Raw genomic sequence first — 15,353 nt, 5'->3', positions numbered from 1 at the left:
GCCGATGCCGTCAGCGATAGCATCCCCCCTGATGCTCTCCCGCAATCCCCCAGCCCCCGACCCCGGCGAACGGCCCGATCCGCTGTGGACGACCCGCTTCGCGCTGGCGATGCTCGTGCAGTTCGGGGCATCCATCGTCTTCGTCACGCTCATGACCTACATGGCCGTCTACGCCATGACGAAGTTCCATGTGCAGGATTCCGCCGCCGGCTTCGCGGCGAGCTCGTTCATCCTCGGCTCTGCGATCTCCCGGATCTTCGTCGGGAAGTATCTGGATTTCGTCGGGCGCAGAAGACTCATCATCATCGCGCTGATCGTTTTCACTCTGTGCTCGGCGCTCTACCCGCTGAGCTGGTCCTTCATGACGCTGATCGCGACACGTATGCTGCACGGCGCCGCATTCGGCGCGATCTCCACCGGCATCACCTCCGCCGCCGTCACGCTCATCCCCGCGACCCGCCGTGGCGAAGGAATGGGCTTGTTCCTCTCCGCATCGACCATCGCCATGGGCATCGGGCCCGTCCTGGCGGTCTCGCTCTCCGACGCGGTCGGAGCGAACGGCGTCTTCCTGATGACGGCGCTTTCGGGCGCCGTATCTCTCGTGGCGACCATCGTCGTGCGTCTACCCGAGCGGGAGCCGACCGCGGACGAACACTCGCGCCGCTTCCGACTTCGCCCCTCGGACGTGTTCGAGATCCGCGCACTGCCCATCTCCTTCGCCCTTCTGCTGTGCGCCTTCGGCTATTCCTGTGTGATCACTTTCCTCGCGCCGTACACGATCGCCCAAGGAATGCCGACCGCAGCATCGGCCTACTTCATCGCATTCGCCGCGGCGATGTTCGTCGTCCGTCTCTTCACCGGCAGGCGTCAGGACCTCAAGGGAGACAACGCCGTCGTCATCCCACTCATGCTGCTGTTCGCCGTCGCGCTCGCGACGCTCGTCCTCGCGACGCAGCCCTGGATCCTCATCCTGGCGGGTGTGCTCGGTGGCATGAGCTACGGCGGGCTCCTGCCGAGTCTGCAGGTCGTCGCCGTCACCCGGGCATCGCCGGAACGGCTCAGCATCGCGCTCACCACGCACTACCTGATGCTCGATTCCGGGGTCGCGCTGGGGCCGGTCATCTTCGGATTCATCATCGCTATCGGTGGGTATCCTGGTCTGTACGCTGCTCTCTCCGCAACGGTGGTGCTGGCCACAGGCGTCTATTGGTTCGTTCACGGCCGTCACCACCGCCGTCGAAGGAACTGAACTTTGTCCGATCCCGAAGTCCCGGAAGGCTCCGACGCACGTCGGTCCGTGCTCGGTCGAGCTTTCCTGGTCCTGGACTGCTTCGCCGGCGGCGTCGAGATGAGCGTCTCGCGCATCGGGCAGCGCACCGGGCTGCCGCCCGCCACCGTGCACCGCATCCTGGCTTCCCTCGTCGAATGGGGCGGGGTCGAGCACGTCTCGCACGGCCGTTACCGCCTCGGCTCCCGGATCTGGCGCCTGGGCGTGGGAGCCCCGCAGGTGCGAGTGCTGCGCGAACTGGCGCAGCCCTACCTCGTCGACCTGCACATCCATACCGCCGGAACCGTCTACCTCGCCGTGCGCGACGGAAGCGACACGGTGTTCTCCGACCGCATCACGCGCGTCCGCCGCTCGACCGATACACGCTGGGTCGCGCGCCGCGCCCCGCTCAGCCAGTCCGGAGCCGGCCGCGTCCTCCTCGCCTACTCCGATGAGGCCTGGGAGTTGCAGAAGGCCCTCGCGCAGACGAGCGACGAAGCGGCAGCCGAACTCGAATGGCTGGAGCAGGAGCGCACCCGCATCCGCGATCGTGGCATCGCGATCAGCAGCAACGACGGCGTGAAGGGCCGCTACTCGGTCGCCTGCCCCGTGTTCGGCTTCGACGGAATGGTCGTGGCATCGATCGCCGTCGCCTTTCCCGACACCCGGATCCCGGACCCGACGACCGTCGCCCCCTGGGCGAAGGCGACGGCCCGCTCGATCAGCAACGACCTCGTCGAGCTCGGATACTGATCGGGTGAACCGTCGCCGCGGAGATCAGCGGTTGCTCCAGACGGGGTCGCGCTTCTCGAGGAACGCACGCACGCCCTCGACCCGGTCCTCGGACAGATAGGGGTTCGGGCCGACGTTCAGGCGCAGTGCCGTGTTCACCGGCAGGCCCCACGACTTCGTCGCCATCTCCTTGTACCGGCGCTGCGTCACCGGCGAGTTGCGGATGATGCGCTGCACCATCTCTTCGACGCCGGCCTCGAAGTCTTCCTCGTCATAGATGTGGTTGATCAGGCCCATCTCCTGAGCCTTCTCGACCGGAATCGTGTCGGCCGTGTAGAGCAGCTCGAATGCGAGCCCGCGAGGGATGAGACGCGGCAGCAGAACGTTCCCGAGGTTCGCACCCATGCCTCGGCGCGCCTCGGTCAAGCCGAACTGCGAGCCCGCCTTCGCGATGCGAATATCGCTCGACAGGGCCAGCTCGCACCCGCCGGCAATCGCATGACCGTTGATCGCCGCGACCACCGGCTTGTACGTCTCGAGCATCACTTCGAAGAGGTTCCGCAACTGCCCCATCATCGGCACCGGGATCTGGCGTCCGGACTGAGCGGTCTCGTCCATCTCCTTCAGGTCACCGCCGGCGCAGAACGCCTTATCGCCCGCGCCCGTCAGAACGATGCACCACACGTCCGGGTCGGCGCCCGCCTCGACGAAAGCCTCCACGAGGGCGCTCGTCGTGCGGGTATCCATCGCATTTCTGCGCTCGGGGCGATTGATCGTGATCCGCGCAACGTTGCCCTGAACGCTGTAGAGAACACGGCCGTCTTCCAGCTCGATCACTGACATGCGCCTATCCTTCTTCCTTCTCTGCACGGTCGGCGGCATCGCCGACCACTCCGCTGTCCACGAGAGCGTCGATGCGCTCATCACTGATTCCGATTCGTCCCAGGACCGCGCGGCTGTCCGCTCCGAGGGCGGGCGGCGGCGTCGCCTGCGCCAAGGGATACTCGCCATCGAAGGTCATCGGCAGATTCACGATGCGGTAGTCGTCGATCTCCGGATGCTGCATGGGCACGATCTGGCCGAGGGCGTTCACCTGCTCGTCGGCGAGCACCGCGGGGATGTCGTTCACGGGCGAGTGCGGCACGCCGGCGCCGCGCAACCGCCGCTCCATCTCCGCAACCGTGAATCCTCGGGTGATCTCGGAGACCAGCGCGTTCACCTCATCGCGCGCCTTCACCCGATCCGCGTTATCGACGTGCGCGCGCACGGCGTGATCCGACGGTACGTCCAGCGCCTCGAGCAGACGGAGCCACGTGTCGTTGTTCCCGGCCGACATGAAGATGTAGCCGTCCTCCGCCGCGGGGAAGGCACCATAGGGAACGACCCCGCCGAAGCCCGATCCGAGCCGACGCGGCTTCGGGTTGCCGGCTTGAACCGCCAGCAGCTGAGGGGACATCCACATCAGCGCCGTCTGCAGCAGGGACATCTCGATGTGGCTGCCCTCGCCCGTCATATCCCGACGCCGCAACGCTTCGAAGACCGACAGCGCGACCCACATGCCCGTGCCCATGTCGAGCACCGAGACCGGTACCCGCGCCGGGTCCGCGCCATCGGCGCCGGTGACCGATACGATCCCGCCGTAGGCCTGGACCAGAGGGTCGTAAGCGGGACGATCCGCCATCGGCCCGGTGGAGCCGAACCCGGTCATCTCCACGTAGATGAGTCCGGAGTTCTCCTGCTTGATCTTCTCTGCCGTGAATCCGGCCTTCGCCAGCGCACCGGGCCGCAGGTTCTGCACCAGGACATCGGCGTTGCGGATCAGCTCCCACAGCAGCTCGGCGCCCTCGGGCTTCTTGTAGTCGAGGACCATCGAATGCTTGCCGCGGTTGAGCGCGAGGAACGTCACCGACAGCCCATCCCAGCTCGGCGGCGCCCAGGAACGGCTGTCATCGCCGGTGCCGAACCGCTCGACCTTGATCACGGTGGCACCCAGGTCGGCCAGGATCTGCGTGCCGAACGGCGCCGCGACACTCGTGCCGATCTCGATGACGGTGATGCCGTTCAGCGAACCTGCTCGCTGGTCATTCGTCTGCATGATTCCCTTCCTCCTCAGATGGAGTTGTCGTAATCGTCTCGCTGCGCCGACCGGATCGGCTGGGCCCATGGCGACGGAGCGCCCGCATACGCCGCCGCTCCGAGGCGGAAGTGCTGGGCCTGTTCGAACGTCTCGATGAACGGCATGTCCATCGCGTACACCTGGTCTCCCTGCGGGCGCGGCCCGGCCTTCGACACGCGACCCCACAGGTCATGACCTGTCATCCGGGTGGCGAGCACCGCCGCTTCGATCAGCACATCCAGATCGATCCCCGTCTCGATGCCCTCAGACTCGAGAAGGTGCACGAAATCCTCGGTCGGGATCATCCCCGTCAAACGGCCGTTGCCGCAGTAGGGGCATCCACCCATTCCACCCAGTCCCGTATCGATGACGAGTTCGTCATCACCGTCGAGCTGCAGCATCGCCTCATAGGCGGACAGCATCGCCGTGCCTCGAGCGTCGTGCAGATGCAACTGGAACCGACGGATCTGAGGCCAGGTGCGCGTGATCAGCGCGATCTGCTCGCGCACGGCCTTCGGCGTGTTCCAGCTCATCGGATCGCCCAGCTGCACACGTGTGACCGGGATTCCCGCGGACTCCCACGCGTCGATCTGGCGGCTCAGAGCGTCCATCCGCTGGTCTTGCGTGAAAGCACCGACCCAGTTGGAGCCCCAGGCGGCATTCACGCACACCTCGGCTTCGACGACACCGCGAGCCGCAGCGTCCGCGATCACCTGGGGAAGAGCATCCCACTCGTCCTGCACCGTACGATTCGTGTTGCGCTGCACGAAGACATCGCACAGGTGCACCCGTGAGACGCCGACCGTCGGATCGCCATCGCTGAACTTGTGCGCATACTGCGCAATGCGCTCACGCCCCTTCGCGTTGAGCGCGAGTGCCGTGTAGGTGACTCCGGGAGCGGGCTCGAATCGCTCGGCGAGCTCATCGATCTGCGCCATCTGCGGCACCCACTTCGGACTGACGAACGACCCGACCACGATGTTGCGCAGGCCCGAGCGCGAGAGAAGGTCGAGAAGCTCGATCTTCTGCTCGACAGGGATGTCCGCGCTCTCGATCTGCATCCCCTCGCGCAGCGCCTCCTCGACGAGAGTCACCGTCGGCAAGGAGAATGACGTCGAACCACCCATCAGGAATCCCTCCGTTCGATGCCCATCGGAAGCGACCGGACATCCGCGCCGGCAGAAAGAGATCCGACGGCGTCGAGCAGGCGTCCGGCACCGGGCCCGTCGATACCCGCATAGGAGAAGCAGGACGCGATCTTCGTGCGCAGTTCGTCATCACTCAGAGGATTGCTGCTGTCGCCCCGCGCCGCGTGGACCGTCGCATCCGGACGCCGGCCGCCGGCCGTCAGCATGGAGACCGTCGCGAACTCGCGCCCGGCTTCTCCTTCGCGCAGCGATACCCGGCGGGCCATGTCCCGCACGTCCTGCCTGCTCTCGAAGCTGTGCGGCGTGAAGTCCGCCAGGGTCACGGCACCATTGAGCAAAGCCAAGGCCACGCAGTACTCGAGACTGAACTTCGCCTCATTGGCCGTTCGAGGCTCGCCCGTTTGCAAGGGCGCCGTGCCGTTCTCATGCACCACGACATCGATCGCCTCGACGTCCAGCGTCGTGTCGTCGCCCAGATCGAGTCGCATGTCGAGAACGGCATCGATGGCGAGATGCGTCCCGTAGCAGGAGGGGAATCTCTTCAGACCCCAGTCGAAAGCCCAATCATCGACCCACTGCGCGAACCGCTCCTCCACGTCCGCCGTGAGGTCGACGAGTGCTTGATGTCCGTCTTCTCCGAAGCGGGCGAAATATCCGGATGGCGCTTCCAGCTCCTGCAGTGATGCCGTGATACCGGCCTCCGCCCAATCCACAGCACGAAGAGCATCCTGAACCGACATGCCCACATGCATCGGCTTCGCCATCGTCCCGAAGTTCGCCCGTGAGCCCGCAGCCATCGTCGAGGCCAGGGCGAGCGCCCTCTGCGTCGTCTGGACATCGAGCTTCTTCAGACGTGCAAGCGCGGCGACTGCCGCCAGCCGCCCCACCGTCGATGTCGAATGCCAGCCGCGACCGTAATGGATCGCACTCGGCAGCGCCTGAGTGATCGTGCGGAAAGCCGCCTGCCCGACGATGAACGCCTCGGCGAACCGCCCGAACGAAAGAGCGCCGTCGTCTGCGGCGAGCAGCGCGGGAACGAGCACGGCACTCGGATGCAACGGCATGGTCGGCGACACATCATCGAAGTCGAAGAAGTGCGCCGCCGTGCCGTTGATGAAACCGGCGGTCGCGCCCTCTCCCGGCACCCACGCTGCGGCCGCGGCCGCTTCATCCAACGCCGTCACCGACCGCAGTCGACGGATTCCGTCCTCGCCGGACGCCGCAACCGACACCGACAGCGTGTCGACCAGGGCATGACGGACTTCCCGCTCCTGCAGCGACGCCGAGACCTCGGTGGTCAGCACGGCAGCCGCCAGCCGTTCGGTGAGCGCGCTCTCACGCAGTTCGACGGCCATGCTCAGAAGGACTTGGGCAGGCCGAGTGTGCCGTGCGCGATGCCCGCGAGCACCACGTTGTTGCTGACCGGAGCGATCGAGGGGAGCTTCGCCTCGCGGAAGTGCCGCTCGATGCCGTACTCCTCGGCCACGGCGTAGCCGCCGAAGGTGTCGAACGCCGCGTTCGCCGCGTTCCACAGGGCCTGGCTGGCCAGCAGCTTCGCGCCGTTGACCTCAAAACGCGGGTTGTCCCCCGCCGCGTACATGTCGGCGGCGCGCCAACGCATCAGCGAGGCCGCCTCCAACTCGGCATAGGCCTGCGCGATCGGGAACTGGATCCCCTGATTCATACCGATCGGGCGGCCGAAGACCTCACGCTCGTTCGCGTACTGCGCAGCGCGCCCGAGAAGGTGCATGCCCTGGCCGATGTACTCCGAGGTCGCGAGGATCCGCTCCGCGTTCATGCCGGAGAGGATGACCTTGAATCCCTCGCCCTCTTCACCGATGCGGTTCTCGACCGGCACCTCGAGGTTGGTGATCGTCAGTTCGTTGGTCTCGTGGTTGACCATCGTGCGGATCGGGTTCGCCACGATCCAGCCCTTCTCCTGCGCCTCATTGAGATCCACCAGGAACGTGGTCATGCCCGCCGACGGCTTCGCGGCGTCCTCGCGGTTCGTGGTCCGTGTGAGCAGCAGGATCATGTCGGAGTGCTGCACGCGGGAGGTGAAGATCTTGCTGCCGTTGACGATGTACTTGTCGCCCTCACGGACGGCGAACGTGCGGATGCGCGTGGTGTCCGAACCGGCATCCGGCTCGGTCACGCCGAAGGACTGCAGGCGCAGGGTGCCATCGGCGATCTGCGGCAGGAAGCGGTTCTTCTGCTCTTCGCTGCCGTGACGCAGAATGCTGCCCATCGTGTACATGCCGGCGCGAACGGCACCGGCATGGCATCCGTTGCGCTCGAGCTGCTCGAGCACGACCGCCGCATCCGAGATGCTGGCGCCGCCTCCGCCGTATTCGCTCGGGATGAGCATGCTCATCCAGCCCTCTTCGTACAGCGCGTCGACCATCTCGGTCGGGTAGGAGCGCTCGCGGTCCCCCTTGCGCCAGTATTCGTCGTCGAAGGGCTTGCAGAGCTGGTCGATCGCGTCGCGGATCGACAGCTGCTCCTCGGTCAATCCGTACGCGGACGAAGCGATCTTGTGTGCCATGTCGTCACCTCTCTGTGTCTGTCTGAGCCCAGTTAATTCGGGGGTGGCTCCCCGGGGAGCCACCCGTCGCATCCAGCGGAATTCAATCGATCGATTCCGTCTGGATGCGCATGATCAATTCAGGATGTCCGGGCCGCCGTTGATGGCAACGTCATCGAGCATCAGGTCCTGCAGCTGCCACTGTTCGAAGATCGCCGTGTAGACGCCCTCGTCCATGAGCTCCTTGATCGTGTCGCGCAGCAGTTCCGCCTTCTCGTCCTCACCGGCGACGACGCCGAAGGCGATCGGCGCATCGTGGATCGGGTCTCCGACCATGGTGAATTTGTCGGACTCATTGGCCGCGAAGTACACGACAGACGAGATCGAGTCGTAGGTGACGTCGATGCGATCAGCCTCGAGCGGGACCGTCATGAGCGTGTTCGAGAAACCAATGATCTCGGTGCCCGGAATGCCCTTGCTGTCGCAGTCCTCGACGATCTCTTCCGCACGCACCTCCTGGTTCGTGCCCTTGGCGACGCCGATCGTGAGCCCGCAGATGTCATCGATGCTCGAGAAGCCCGAATCCGCCTTCGCGAGCCAGCCGAGCCCGGCGATCGTGTAGTCGACCATCGTGAGCACTTCCTGCCGCGCAGGGAAGTCGCCCGTCGCGGTCGTGAAGGCGTACTGACCGGATTGGACACCCGGCACCTGCGCGTCGAAAGGAGCGACCTCCATGTCGACGGAAACCCCGAGCTTCGTGGCGATCGCGTTGACGAGGTCCGGCTGCATACCGACGTTCTTGCCCGCCTCATCGACGAACATGTTCGGCCGGAGGACCTGAAGGGGGACGGTGATCTCGTTCTTCCAATCCGCCGGCACCCGGTCGGCCAGCTCCTGGTTGAACTCCACGGTGTGACCGTAGAAGTCGATCGACTCGGCGACGGGTTCGTTGCTGGAACAGGCCGCCAGGGTTCCGGTCATGAGCGCGACTGCCGCACCGACGCCGAGGATTCGCGTGAAGGTTTTCGTGTGCACGATGACTTCCTTGTCAGGTGTGAGGGCACGGGAGGTCCATCCACCCGCGCCGGTGGTTGGTGAGGGATGGATCAGCGGGACTGGAAGCCGCGTCCGAAGCGCTTCTCCAGTCGGGACTGCCCGATCATCGCGAGGATGGTCAGCAGCAGGTACCAGATGCAGGCGACGGTCAGCAGCGGCAGCGTCTCGTAAGTGCGTCCGTAGATGTTCTGAACGACGGTCAACAGCTCCGCGTATCCGATCACCGAGACGAGGGAGGTGTTCTTGAACAGGGTGATGAGCTCAGTTGCGAACGGCGGGATCGTCACACGCACCGCCTGCGGAAGCACGATTCGTGCGAACGCCTGGGATCGGGGGATCGACAGGGCCCGCGCCGCTTCGGTCTGCCCCTTCGAGACCGACATGATGCCGCCGCGGATGATCTCCGCGGTGTGACCGGCGACGATCATCGCCAGGCCCAGCATGGCTGCGCCGAACTGGCTCAGGATGCTGTTCGTCGGGATCTGCACGATCGGCGGCAGGAACGGGATCCCGAAGTCGATGGTCGGGAAGAGCGCCGAGATGAAGTAGAGGACGAGGATCAGCACCAGCGCGGGGATCGCGCGGATGAACCCGATGTAGGACAGCGCCAGCACGCGCAGGGAGTTCGACTGCGACATGTTCATCAGACCGATGACCAGTCCGCCGACGAGTCCGACCACACCGGCGACGATCGTCAGCAGGATCGTCCGGCCCAGGCCCTGCAGGACCAGGGGGTCGAACAGGTACGTGAAGACGATGTTCCATTTCCATCGCTCATTGGTGACGACGTTGATGGCGATCGAGAGCGCGATCAGGACGAGGACGACCCACGCCCCGACGTTGACCCAGTTGGTGGGCTTGATGGCCGCGGCGACGTTGTAGTCGGGCAGCGCGGCAGTATCCGAAGCAACGGATTTCTTCACAGACGTGTTACTCATCTTCTTCTCCTCGTGCTCCGGTTGCTCAACGCTCAACGTGCTGCAGGAAGTTGCGGAGGCGGTCGCTCTGCGGGTTGTCGAGCACCTCGTTCGGCGCACCCGCCTCGACGATGTGGCCGCCCTCCATGAACGCGATGCGATCGCAGACGCTGCGGGCGAACTCCATCTCGTGGGTCACGACGACCATGGTCATGCCGAACTCCGCGAGGTCCTGCATGACGCCGAGAACCTCCCCGACCAGCTCCGGATCGAGAGCCGAGGTCGGCTCGTCGAAGAGCATGATCTTGGGGTTCATGGCCAGCGCGCGGGCAATCGCGACACGCTGCTGCTGCCCACCGGACAGGCTCTGCGGATAAGCATCCTTGAAAGCGCTCATCCCGACACGGTCGAGCAAGTGGAGGGCGCGGTCCTTGATCTCGTCCTTCGTCTGGCTCTTCGCGATTCGCGGGGACAGCGTGATGTTCTCGTAGACCGACAGGTGCGGGAACAGGTTGAACTGCTGGAAGACCATGCCGGTGGGAAGCCGCTGCTTCGCGACCTCCTTCTCGCGCAGTTGATGGAGCTTGCCGCCCCGCTCCTCGAATCCGAGCCTCTTGCCGAAGAGGTGGATCGCTCCGCCGTTGATCTCCTCCAGCTGGTTCATGCATCGCAGCAGTGTGGACTTCCCGGACCCCGAGGGCCCGATCAACGACAGCACTTCTCCCTCGGAGATCGTCAGGTTGATGTCCTTCAAGACCTCTTTATCGCCATAGGACTTCGCCACGTGGCGAACCGAGATGGCGGCTTCGAGATCAGGGGCCGTGTACGTCATCGTCGACATGGTGGCTTCTTTCAGTTCCGCTCAGGCGACGGCGCCAGTTCGATGGCGACCGCCTTGGTGTGCGTGTAATTGAGGAGGGCTTCGAAACCCTTCTCGCGTCCGTAGCCGCTCAGCTTGTGCCCGCCGAACGGCAGCTCGATGGTGGGCCCGAGGTAGGTGTTGATGTACACCTGCCCGGATTCGATCTCGCGGGCCACACGGTGCGCACGATCGAGATCCTGGGTCCAGAGGGCGCCGGCGAGTCCGTAGTCCGAGTCGTTGGCGATCTCGATCGCCTCGTCCTCCGTCTCGAACGGGATGACGACGCCGACCGGGCCGAAGACCTCTTCCTGGGCGATCATCATCGAGTTGTCGACTCCGGTGAAGACCGTCGGCGAGATGAACAGGCCCGCAGCATCCTTGCCGGCCAGCGGAACCTCGTTCTTCGCCGCGCCCTCCGCCTCGGCGGCGGTGAGCATCTCGCCGACTTTGGCGAACTGAGCACGGGTCGTGACGGGGCCCATATCGACGCTGTCGGCGAAGGCCTTCACCGCCGCCATCAAGCGAGGCACGAACTCGTCGTGGATGGAGCGCTGGACGAGGATTCGCGTGCCCGCACTGCAGGCCATGCCGGAGTTACCGAGGAACCCCCGCGCGGCGACCTGCGCGGCGCGGTCGAGATCGGCGTCATCGAAGACGATGTTCGCCGATTTTCCGCCCAGTTCCAGGCTCAGCGGCAGGATGCGGGTCGCCGCAAGCGCGCTGATCGCCTGCCCCGTGCGCACCGAGCCGGTGAACGCGACCTTCGATACGCGTCGGTGCTTCACGATCGCGGAGCCGACATCGGGACCCGTGCCGTTCACGACGTTGATGACACCGGCAGGCAGACCTGCGGCAGCCGCGATCTCACCGAGGAGGAACGTCGTCGTCGGCGTGAACTCCGACGGCTTGATGACGACGGTGTTGCCGGCCGCGATCGCGGGGGCGGCGGCCCGAGCCGCCTGGTTCAGGGGAGCGTTCCACGGCGTGATGACGCCGACGACGCCATAGGCCTCGCGACGGGTGTAGGCCTGGTAGCTCTCCCCCATGTCGATCGTCTCGCCGGCCATCGCCGGGATCATTCCGCCGTAGTAGGAGAAGTACTGCGCTGCCGCCCGGATCTCGCCGAGCGCAGCGGCGCGGGGGTGGCCGGTCTCCTCGGCCTCCCAGTCGGCGAGCTCTTCGGCGCGGTCGAGGATCGCTCCGGCGAGCGCGAGGAGCTTCTCCGAGCGCTGAAGCGCCGAGAGCCGTGCCCATTTCTTCTGCGCCGTGTGGGCCGCGATGACAGCGGCGTCGACGTGCTCCGCCGTTCCGGAGAGAGCACGTCCGATCGCCTCGTTCGTGCGGGGGTTGATGATCTCCGGGGTCTCGGCGCTTCCCTCGGCGACCGCGGCGCCGTCGATCCAGTGCGGGATCGTGCGCGCGCCCGCGCCGGCTGCGACGATCGTCGTCACGAGATGCTCCGTCCACCATCGACGTCGATGATCGAACCGGTCAGGAAGGATGCCATGTCACTCGCGAGGAACACGATGGAGTTGGCGACGTCGGTGATGTCGGCGGGGCGCCCCATCGGGATGCCGGAGACCATGGAGGCCTTCGTCTCATCCGGGATCGTGTCGGTGCCCATGGCGTTCTTCACGAAGCCGGTCTCGGCGATGACCGGACTGACGGCGTTGACGCGGATGTCCGGGGCGAGCTCCACCGCAAGAGCACGGGTGAAGGCTTCGACGCCGGCCTTGAGCGAGCAGTAGATCGCGGAGCCCGGACGCGGGCGCTTCGCGGATACGGAGGCCACGTTCACGATGTTGCCGATCGGCGACTTGCGCAGGTGCTCGAGAGCGTACTGCGACGCCAGAGCCGTGGAGCGGTAGTTGATCTGGTAGAGCCAGTCCATGTCCTTGCTCGTGGTGTTCTCATACGGACCGGCGAGGTTCGGAGCCCCCGCGTTGTTGACCAGCACGTCGAGGCCGCCGAAGGTGTCGACCGCCGACTGGATACCGGCCTTGATGGACTCCTCGTCCGTCACGTCCATCGTGATCGCGACCGCTGAGGCGAGCTCATCGGCGACGGCCTGTGCCTTCTCGAAGTTGAGGTCGGCGACGACGACGTTCGCGCCGCGGGCTGCGAACTCGCGGCAGGTCTGCGAGCCGAATCCACCGGCGCCGCCCGTGACGAGCACCGTCTTGTTTTCGAAGTTCAGATCAGACATTGACCGGTTTCCTCCTGTGTTCTTCGTTGAACTGTGAACCCCCACGGCGAATCCGTCTGGTCCGGGTACCTATAACCGTAGAAGCAATAGTGCGGGTGCTTTTCCCCCGGGGAACCCCGCTCTCTCACCCCGCGGAATATTGAGCGTCGGCAGTCCCATGCGCCGGGCGCTACCGTAGGAGCGTGGCCGCTCCCCGTCCCCTGCCGATCGATCCGCTCGCCGAGGCGAAGCGTCAGTGGGTCGCGCATGGGTGGTCGGATGCCGCCGAGGGGATGACGACGGTGATCTCGGTCATGCGGGCGCAGCAGTTGCTGCTCGCGCGCGTGGATGCGACGCTCAAACCGTTCTCGCTGAGCTTCGCCCGCTACGAGGTGCTGCGTCTGCTGGCTTTCAGCCGTGAGGGCCGTCTTCCCCTGTCGAGCGTCGTGTCCCGGCTGCAGGTGCATGCGACGACCGTCACGAGCACGGCGGATCGCCTGGTGCGCGATGGCCTGATCCTGCGCGAGCCGCATCCGCACGATGGACGCGCGGCGATGCTCGTTCTCACTGAGAGCGGTCGCGTTCTCGTCGAGACGACGACGGCGGCCCTGAACGCGGAGGTGTTCCGCGATCCGGGCCTGAGTCCGCAGGATGCTGCGGACCTCGTCGCGATCGTCGCCCGGCTGCGCAAGGGCGCGGGCGACTTCGCCGATCCGCGTCCGCAGCCGGAGCCCCTGTAGGCGTCTGGCTCAGCGGTGGGTGAAGTCCGGCGTGCGCTTCTCGCGGAACGCCGACATCCCCTCTTTCTGATCCGCCGTGTCGAACAGCGCGGCGAAGGCCTGCTTCTCGTGGGCGAGACCGGCGGAGAGACCGGTCTCCAGCGCTGCGGCGAGCGCGGCTTTGGCCGCGTAGAGCGACTCGAGCCCCTTGGCCGCGATGGTCTCGGCGAGCTTCTCGGCCTCGGCGAGCAGATCGGATGCCGGCACCACGCGGGAGACGAGGCCCGAGCGTTCTGCCTCCTCGGCGCCCATCATGCGTCCGGAGAGCACGAGTTCGGCGGCCTTGTAGGGTCCGACGGCGCGGATGAGTCGCTGCGTGCCGCCCATGCCGGGAATCACGCCGAGGTTGATCTCGGGTTGGCCGAACTTCGCGGTGTCGGCGGCGAGGATGATGTCGCACATCATCGCGAGTTCGCAGCCGCCACCGAGGGCGAAGCCGCTGACCGCGGCGATGACCGGCGTGCGGGCGGCGGCGAAGGCATCCCAGGCTCCGAAGTGGTCGGTGGCGAGCATCTCGGATGCCGTCAGCGACTCCATCTCCTTGATGTCGGCGCCCGCGGCGAAGGCCTTCTCCGAACCGGTGACGACGATGGCACCCACCCCGTCGTCGCCGTCGAACGCCTGGGCTGCGGCGGCGACCTCGCGCGACAGCTGCGCGTTCAGCGCGTTCAGGGTCTGCGGGCGGTTCAGGGTGATCCATCCCACGCGTCCGCGCTGGCTGACCAGGATCGTCCCGTACTCGGTCATCGTCGACTCCTCACGTTTTGTTCCCAGTCTGCCCTGGCTTCGGCCCGTTCATCGACGGGAGGAGGCGTCTCGGATCTCGGTGATGATCCCCGAGAAGTCGCGGCGTGCGCCGTCACCGGCGGCGAACAGGGCGTAGATCTCCTGCGCGAGGCGTCCCATCCGGGCATCCGTCGCCGTCTGCTCGATGGCCTGCAGCGCGAGGCCGAGATCTTTGGCCATGAGGGCTCCGGCGAAACCGGGCCGATATTCGCGGTTCGCAGGGCTCGTCGGCACGGGTCCCGGCACGGGGCAGTTCGTCGTCACGGACCAGCACTGGCCGGATGCCTGCGAGACGACGTCGAAGAGCGCCTGGTGCTCGAGGCCCAGCCGCTCGCCGAGCACGAATGCCTCGGCGACCGCGATCTGCGACACCGCGAGGATCATGTTGTTGCAGACCTTCGCGGCTTGCCCGAGACCCGGTCCGCCGCAGTGCACGATCCTCGCACCCATGATCTCCAGCACCGGCAGTGCGGCTGCGAAGTCCTCCGCGGATCCGCCGACCATGAACGCGAGCGTGCCGTTCTCCGCTCCGACGACACCGCCCGAGACCGGAGCATCCACACTGCGATGCCCGGCCCGGAGCGCGAGCTCATGCGCGACCTGCGCCTCATCGACGGCGATCGTCGACGACTCGATGAACAGGGTTCCCGGGGGCGCCGCGGCGAGCAGTCCGCCCTCATAGGCGTCGATGACATGGCGGCCGGCCGGGAACATCGTGATGACGACATCGGCGGCCGATGCGGCATCCGCCCCGCTGTCGGCGATCACGATGCCCGCCTGCGCTGCCGCATCGAGCGCGGCGGGCACGAGATCGAAGCCGCGCACGTCATGGCCTGCGCGCATGAGGTTCACGGCCATCGGCAGGCCCATGTGTCCGAGGCCCAGGAACGCGATGCGGGTCATGATGCCCTCCTCATCGTCGCGGAGCCGGCGGGTCTCAGAATCTCGCGGCCGACGATGAGGCGCATGATCTCGTTCGTC

The 15,353-nt window shown here is 66.1% G+C and carries 15 protein-coding genes; 3 read left to right on the top strand and 12 right to left on the bottom strand.

Going from position 1 to position 15,353, the window contains the following annotated elements; genetic code table 11:
* The first annotated feature begins 31 nt into the window (after positions 1 to 31).
* Together Q0Z66_RS07125 and Q0Z66_RS07120 are read left to right on the top strand one after the other, a co-directional pair.
* Positions 32 to 1,249, top strand: coding sequence for an MFS transporter (locus Q0Z66_RS07125; protein ID WP_298039514.1), 1,218 nt, complete (start codon positions 32 to 34; stop codon positions 1,247 to 1,249).
* Positions 1,250 to 1,252: 3 nt separating this feature from the next.
* Positions 1,253 to 2,020, top strand: a complete 768-nt coding sequence (locus Q0Z66_RS07120) for an IclR family transcriptional regulator (protein WP_298039511.1) — start codon at positions 1,253 to 1,255, stop codon at positions 2,018 to 2,020.
* A 24-nt stretch (positions 2,021 to 2,044) separates the two neighbouring features.
* On the opposite strand, the gene Q0Z66_RS07115 is transcribed toward Q0Z66_RS07120, so the two are convergent.
* The 10 genes from Q0Z66_RS07115 to Q0Z66_RS07070 form a co-directional block, all read right to left on the bottom strand.
* The gene (locus Q0Z66_RS07115) at positions 2,045 to 2,842 is read right to left on the bottom strand and encodes an enoyl-CoA hydratase-related protein (protein WP_298039510.1); all 798 of its coding nucleotides are present in this window, start codon (positions 2,840 to 2,842) and stop codon (positions 2,045 to 2,047) included.
* Positions 2,843 to 2,846: 4 nt separating this feature from the next.
* Entirely contained in the window at positions 2,847 to 4,094 is a 1,248-nt protein-coding gene (locus tag Q0Z66_RS07110) for a CaiB/BaiF CoA-transferase family protein (RefSeq protein WP_298039508.1), read from the bottom strand.
* A gap of 14 nt (positions 4,095 to 4,108) precedes the next feature.
* A complete protein-coding gene (locus tag Q0Z66_RS07105; protein ID WP_298039505.1) occupies positions 4,109 to 5,209 on the bottom strand; it encodes a citramalate synthase in 1,101 nt (366 codons plus the stop codon).
* 32 nt (positions 5,210 to 5,241) lie between these two features.
* Positions 5,242 to 6,618 carry an MmgE/PrpD family protein gene (locus Q0Z66_RS07100; RefSeq protein WP_298039502.1) on the bottom strand — a complete coding sequence of 459 codons (1,377 nt, stop codon included), beginning with the start codon at positions 6,616 to 6,618 and terminating at the stop codon, positions 5,242 to 5,244.
* Positions 6,619 to 6,620: 2 nt separating this feature from the next.
* Entirely contained in the window at positions 6,621 to 7,808 is a 1,188-nt protein-coding gene (locus Q0Z66_RS07095; protein ID WP_298039499.1) for an acyl-CoA dehydrogenase family protein, read from the bottom strand.
* A gap of 114 nt (positions 7,809 to 7,922) precedes the next feature.
* Entirely contained in the window at positions 7,923 to 8,822 is a 900-nt protein-coding gene (locus Q0Z66_RS07090) for a transporter substrate-binding domain-containing protein (protein ID WP_298039497.1), read from the bottom strand.
* 71 nt (positions 8,823 to 8,893) lie between these two features.
* Positions 8,894 to 9,781 carry an amino acid ABC transporter permease gene (locus Q0Z66_RS07085; RefSeq protein WP_298039494.1) on the bottom strand — a complete coding sequence of 296 codons (888 nt, stop codon included), beginning with the start codon at positions 9,779 to 9,781 and terminating at the stop codon, positions 8,894 to 8,896.
* 25 nt (positions 9,782 to 9,806) lie between these two features.
* Positions 9,807 to 10,601: an amino acid ABC transporter ATP-binding protein gene (locus Q0Z66_RS07080; protein ID WP_298039491.1), complete on the bottom strand. Its 795-nt coding sequence runs from the start codon at positions 10,599 to 10,601 to the stop codon at positions 9,807 to 9,809.
* A gap of 11 nt (positions 10,602 to 10,612) precedes the next feature.
* Complete coding sequence (locus Q0Z66_RS07075; RefSeq protein ID WP_298039489.1) at positions 10,613 to 12,073, bottom strand: aldehyde dehydrogenase family protein; 1,461 nt, start codon at positions 12,071 to 12,073, stop codon at positions 10,613 to 10,615.
* Entirely contained in the window at positions 12,070 to 12,828 is a 759-nt protein-coding gene (locus tag Q0Z66_RS07070; RefSeq protein WP_298039487.1) for an SDR family NAD(P)-dependent oxidoreductase, read from the bottom strand. Before Q0Z66_RS07070 ends, Q0Z66_RS07075 begins: the two co-directional genes overlap by 4 nt.
* A gap of 182 nt (positions 12,829 to 13,010) precedes the next feature.
* Here Q0Z66_RS07070 and Q0Z66_RS07065 point away from each other — a divergent pair, with 182 nt between their 5' ends.
* The gene (locus Q0Z66_RS07065) at positions 13,011 to 13,547 is read left to right on the top strand and encodes a MarR family transcriptional regulator (protein WP_298039486.1); all 537 of its coding nucleotides are present in this window, start codon (positions 13,011 to 13,013) and stop codon (positions 13,545 to 13,547) included.
* A gap of 9 nt (positions 13,548 to 13,556) precedes the next feature.
* Here the strand turns inward: Q0Z66_RS07065 and Q0Z66_RS07060 are convergent, their stop codons facing one another.
* Together Q0Z66_RS07060 and mmsB are read right to left on the bottom strand one after the other, a co-directional pair.
* Positions 13,557 to 14,333, bottom strand: a complete 777-nt coding sequence (locus Q0Z66_RS07060; protein ID WP_298039483.1) for an enoyl-CoA hydratase-related protein — start codon at positions 14,331 to 14,333, stop codon at positions 13,557 to 13,559.
* Between the two features lie 48 nt (positions 14,334 to 14,381).
* Entirely contained in the window at positions 14,382 to 15,275 is an 894-nt protein-coding gene (mmsB, locus tag Q0Z66_RS07055; RefSeq protein ID WP_298039480.1) for a 3-hydroxyisobutyrate dehydrogenase, read from the bottom strand.
* Positions 15,276 to 15,353 lie beyond the last annotated feature (78 nt).

Origin of the sequence: uncultured Microbacterium sp. (genome assembly GCF_947632095.1) — a bacterium.
Taxonomy (GTDB): domain Bacteria; phylum Actinomycetota; class Actinomycetes; order Actinomycetales; family Microbacteriaceae; genus Microbacterium.
The sequence above is the reverse complement of the archived record's forward strand: the minus strand, read 5'-3'. Positions and strand labels throughout refer to the sequence as shown.

Excerpts from the sequence above, each read along its gene's own strand:
- Q0Z66_RS07060 (WP_298039483.1), bottom strand. The coding sequence starts at position 14,333 with ATGACCGAGTACGGGACGATCCTGGTCAGCCAGCGCGGACGCGTGGGA.
- Q0Z66_RS07110 (WP_298039508.1), bottom strand. The coding sequence starts at position 4,094 with ATGCAGACGAATGACCAGCGAGCAGGTTCGCTGAACGGCATCACCGTC.
- Q0Z66_RS07080 (WP_298039491.1), bottom strand. The coding sequence starts at position 10,601 with ATGTCGACGATGACGTACACGGCCCCTGATCTCGAAGCCGCCATCTCG.
- Q0Z66_RS07070 (WP_298039487.1), bottom strand. The coding sequence starts at position 12,828 with ATGTCTGATCTGAACTTCGAAAACAAGACGGTGCTCGTCACGGGCGGC.
- Q0Z66_RS07115 (WP_298039510.1), bottom strand. The coding sequence starts at position 2,842 with ATGTCAGTGATCGAGCTGGAAGACGGCCGTGTTCTCTACAGCGTTCAG.
- Q0Z66_RS07100 (WP_298039502.1), bottom strand. The coding sequence starts at position 6,618 with ATGGCCGTCGAACTGCGTGAGAGCGCGCTCACCGAACGGCTGGCGGCT.
- Q0Z66_RS07095 (WP_298039499.1), bottom strand. The coding sequence starts at position 7,808 with ATGGCACACAAGATCGCTTCGTCCGCGTACGGATTGACCGAGGAGCAG.
- Q0Z66_RS07125 (WP_298039514.1), top strand. The coding sequence starts at position 32 with ATGCTCTCCCGCAATCCCCCAGCCCCCGACCCCGGCGAACGGCCCGAT.
- Q0Z66_RS07085 (WP_298039494.1), bottom strand. The coding sequence starts at position 9,781 with ATGAGTAACACGTCTGTGAAGAAATCCGTTGCTTCGGATACTGCCGCG.
- mmsB (WP_298039480.1), bottom strand. The coding sequence starts at position 15,275 with ATGACCCGCATCGCGTTCCTGGGCCTCGGACACATGGGCCTGCCGATG.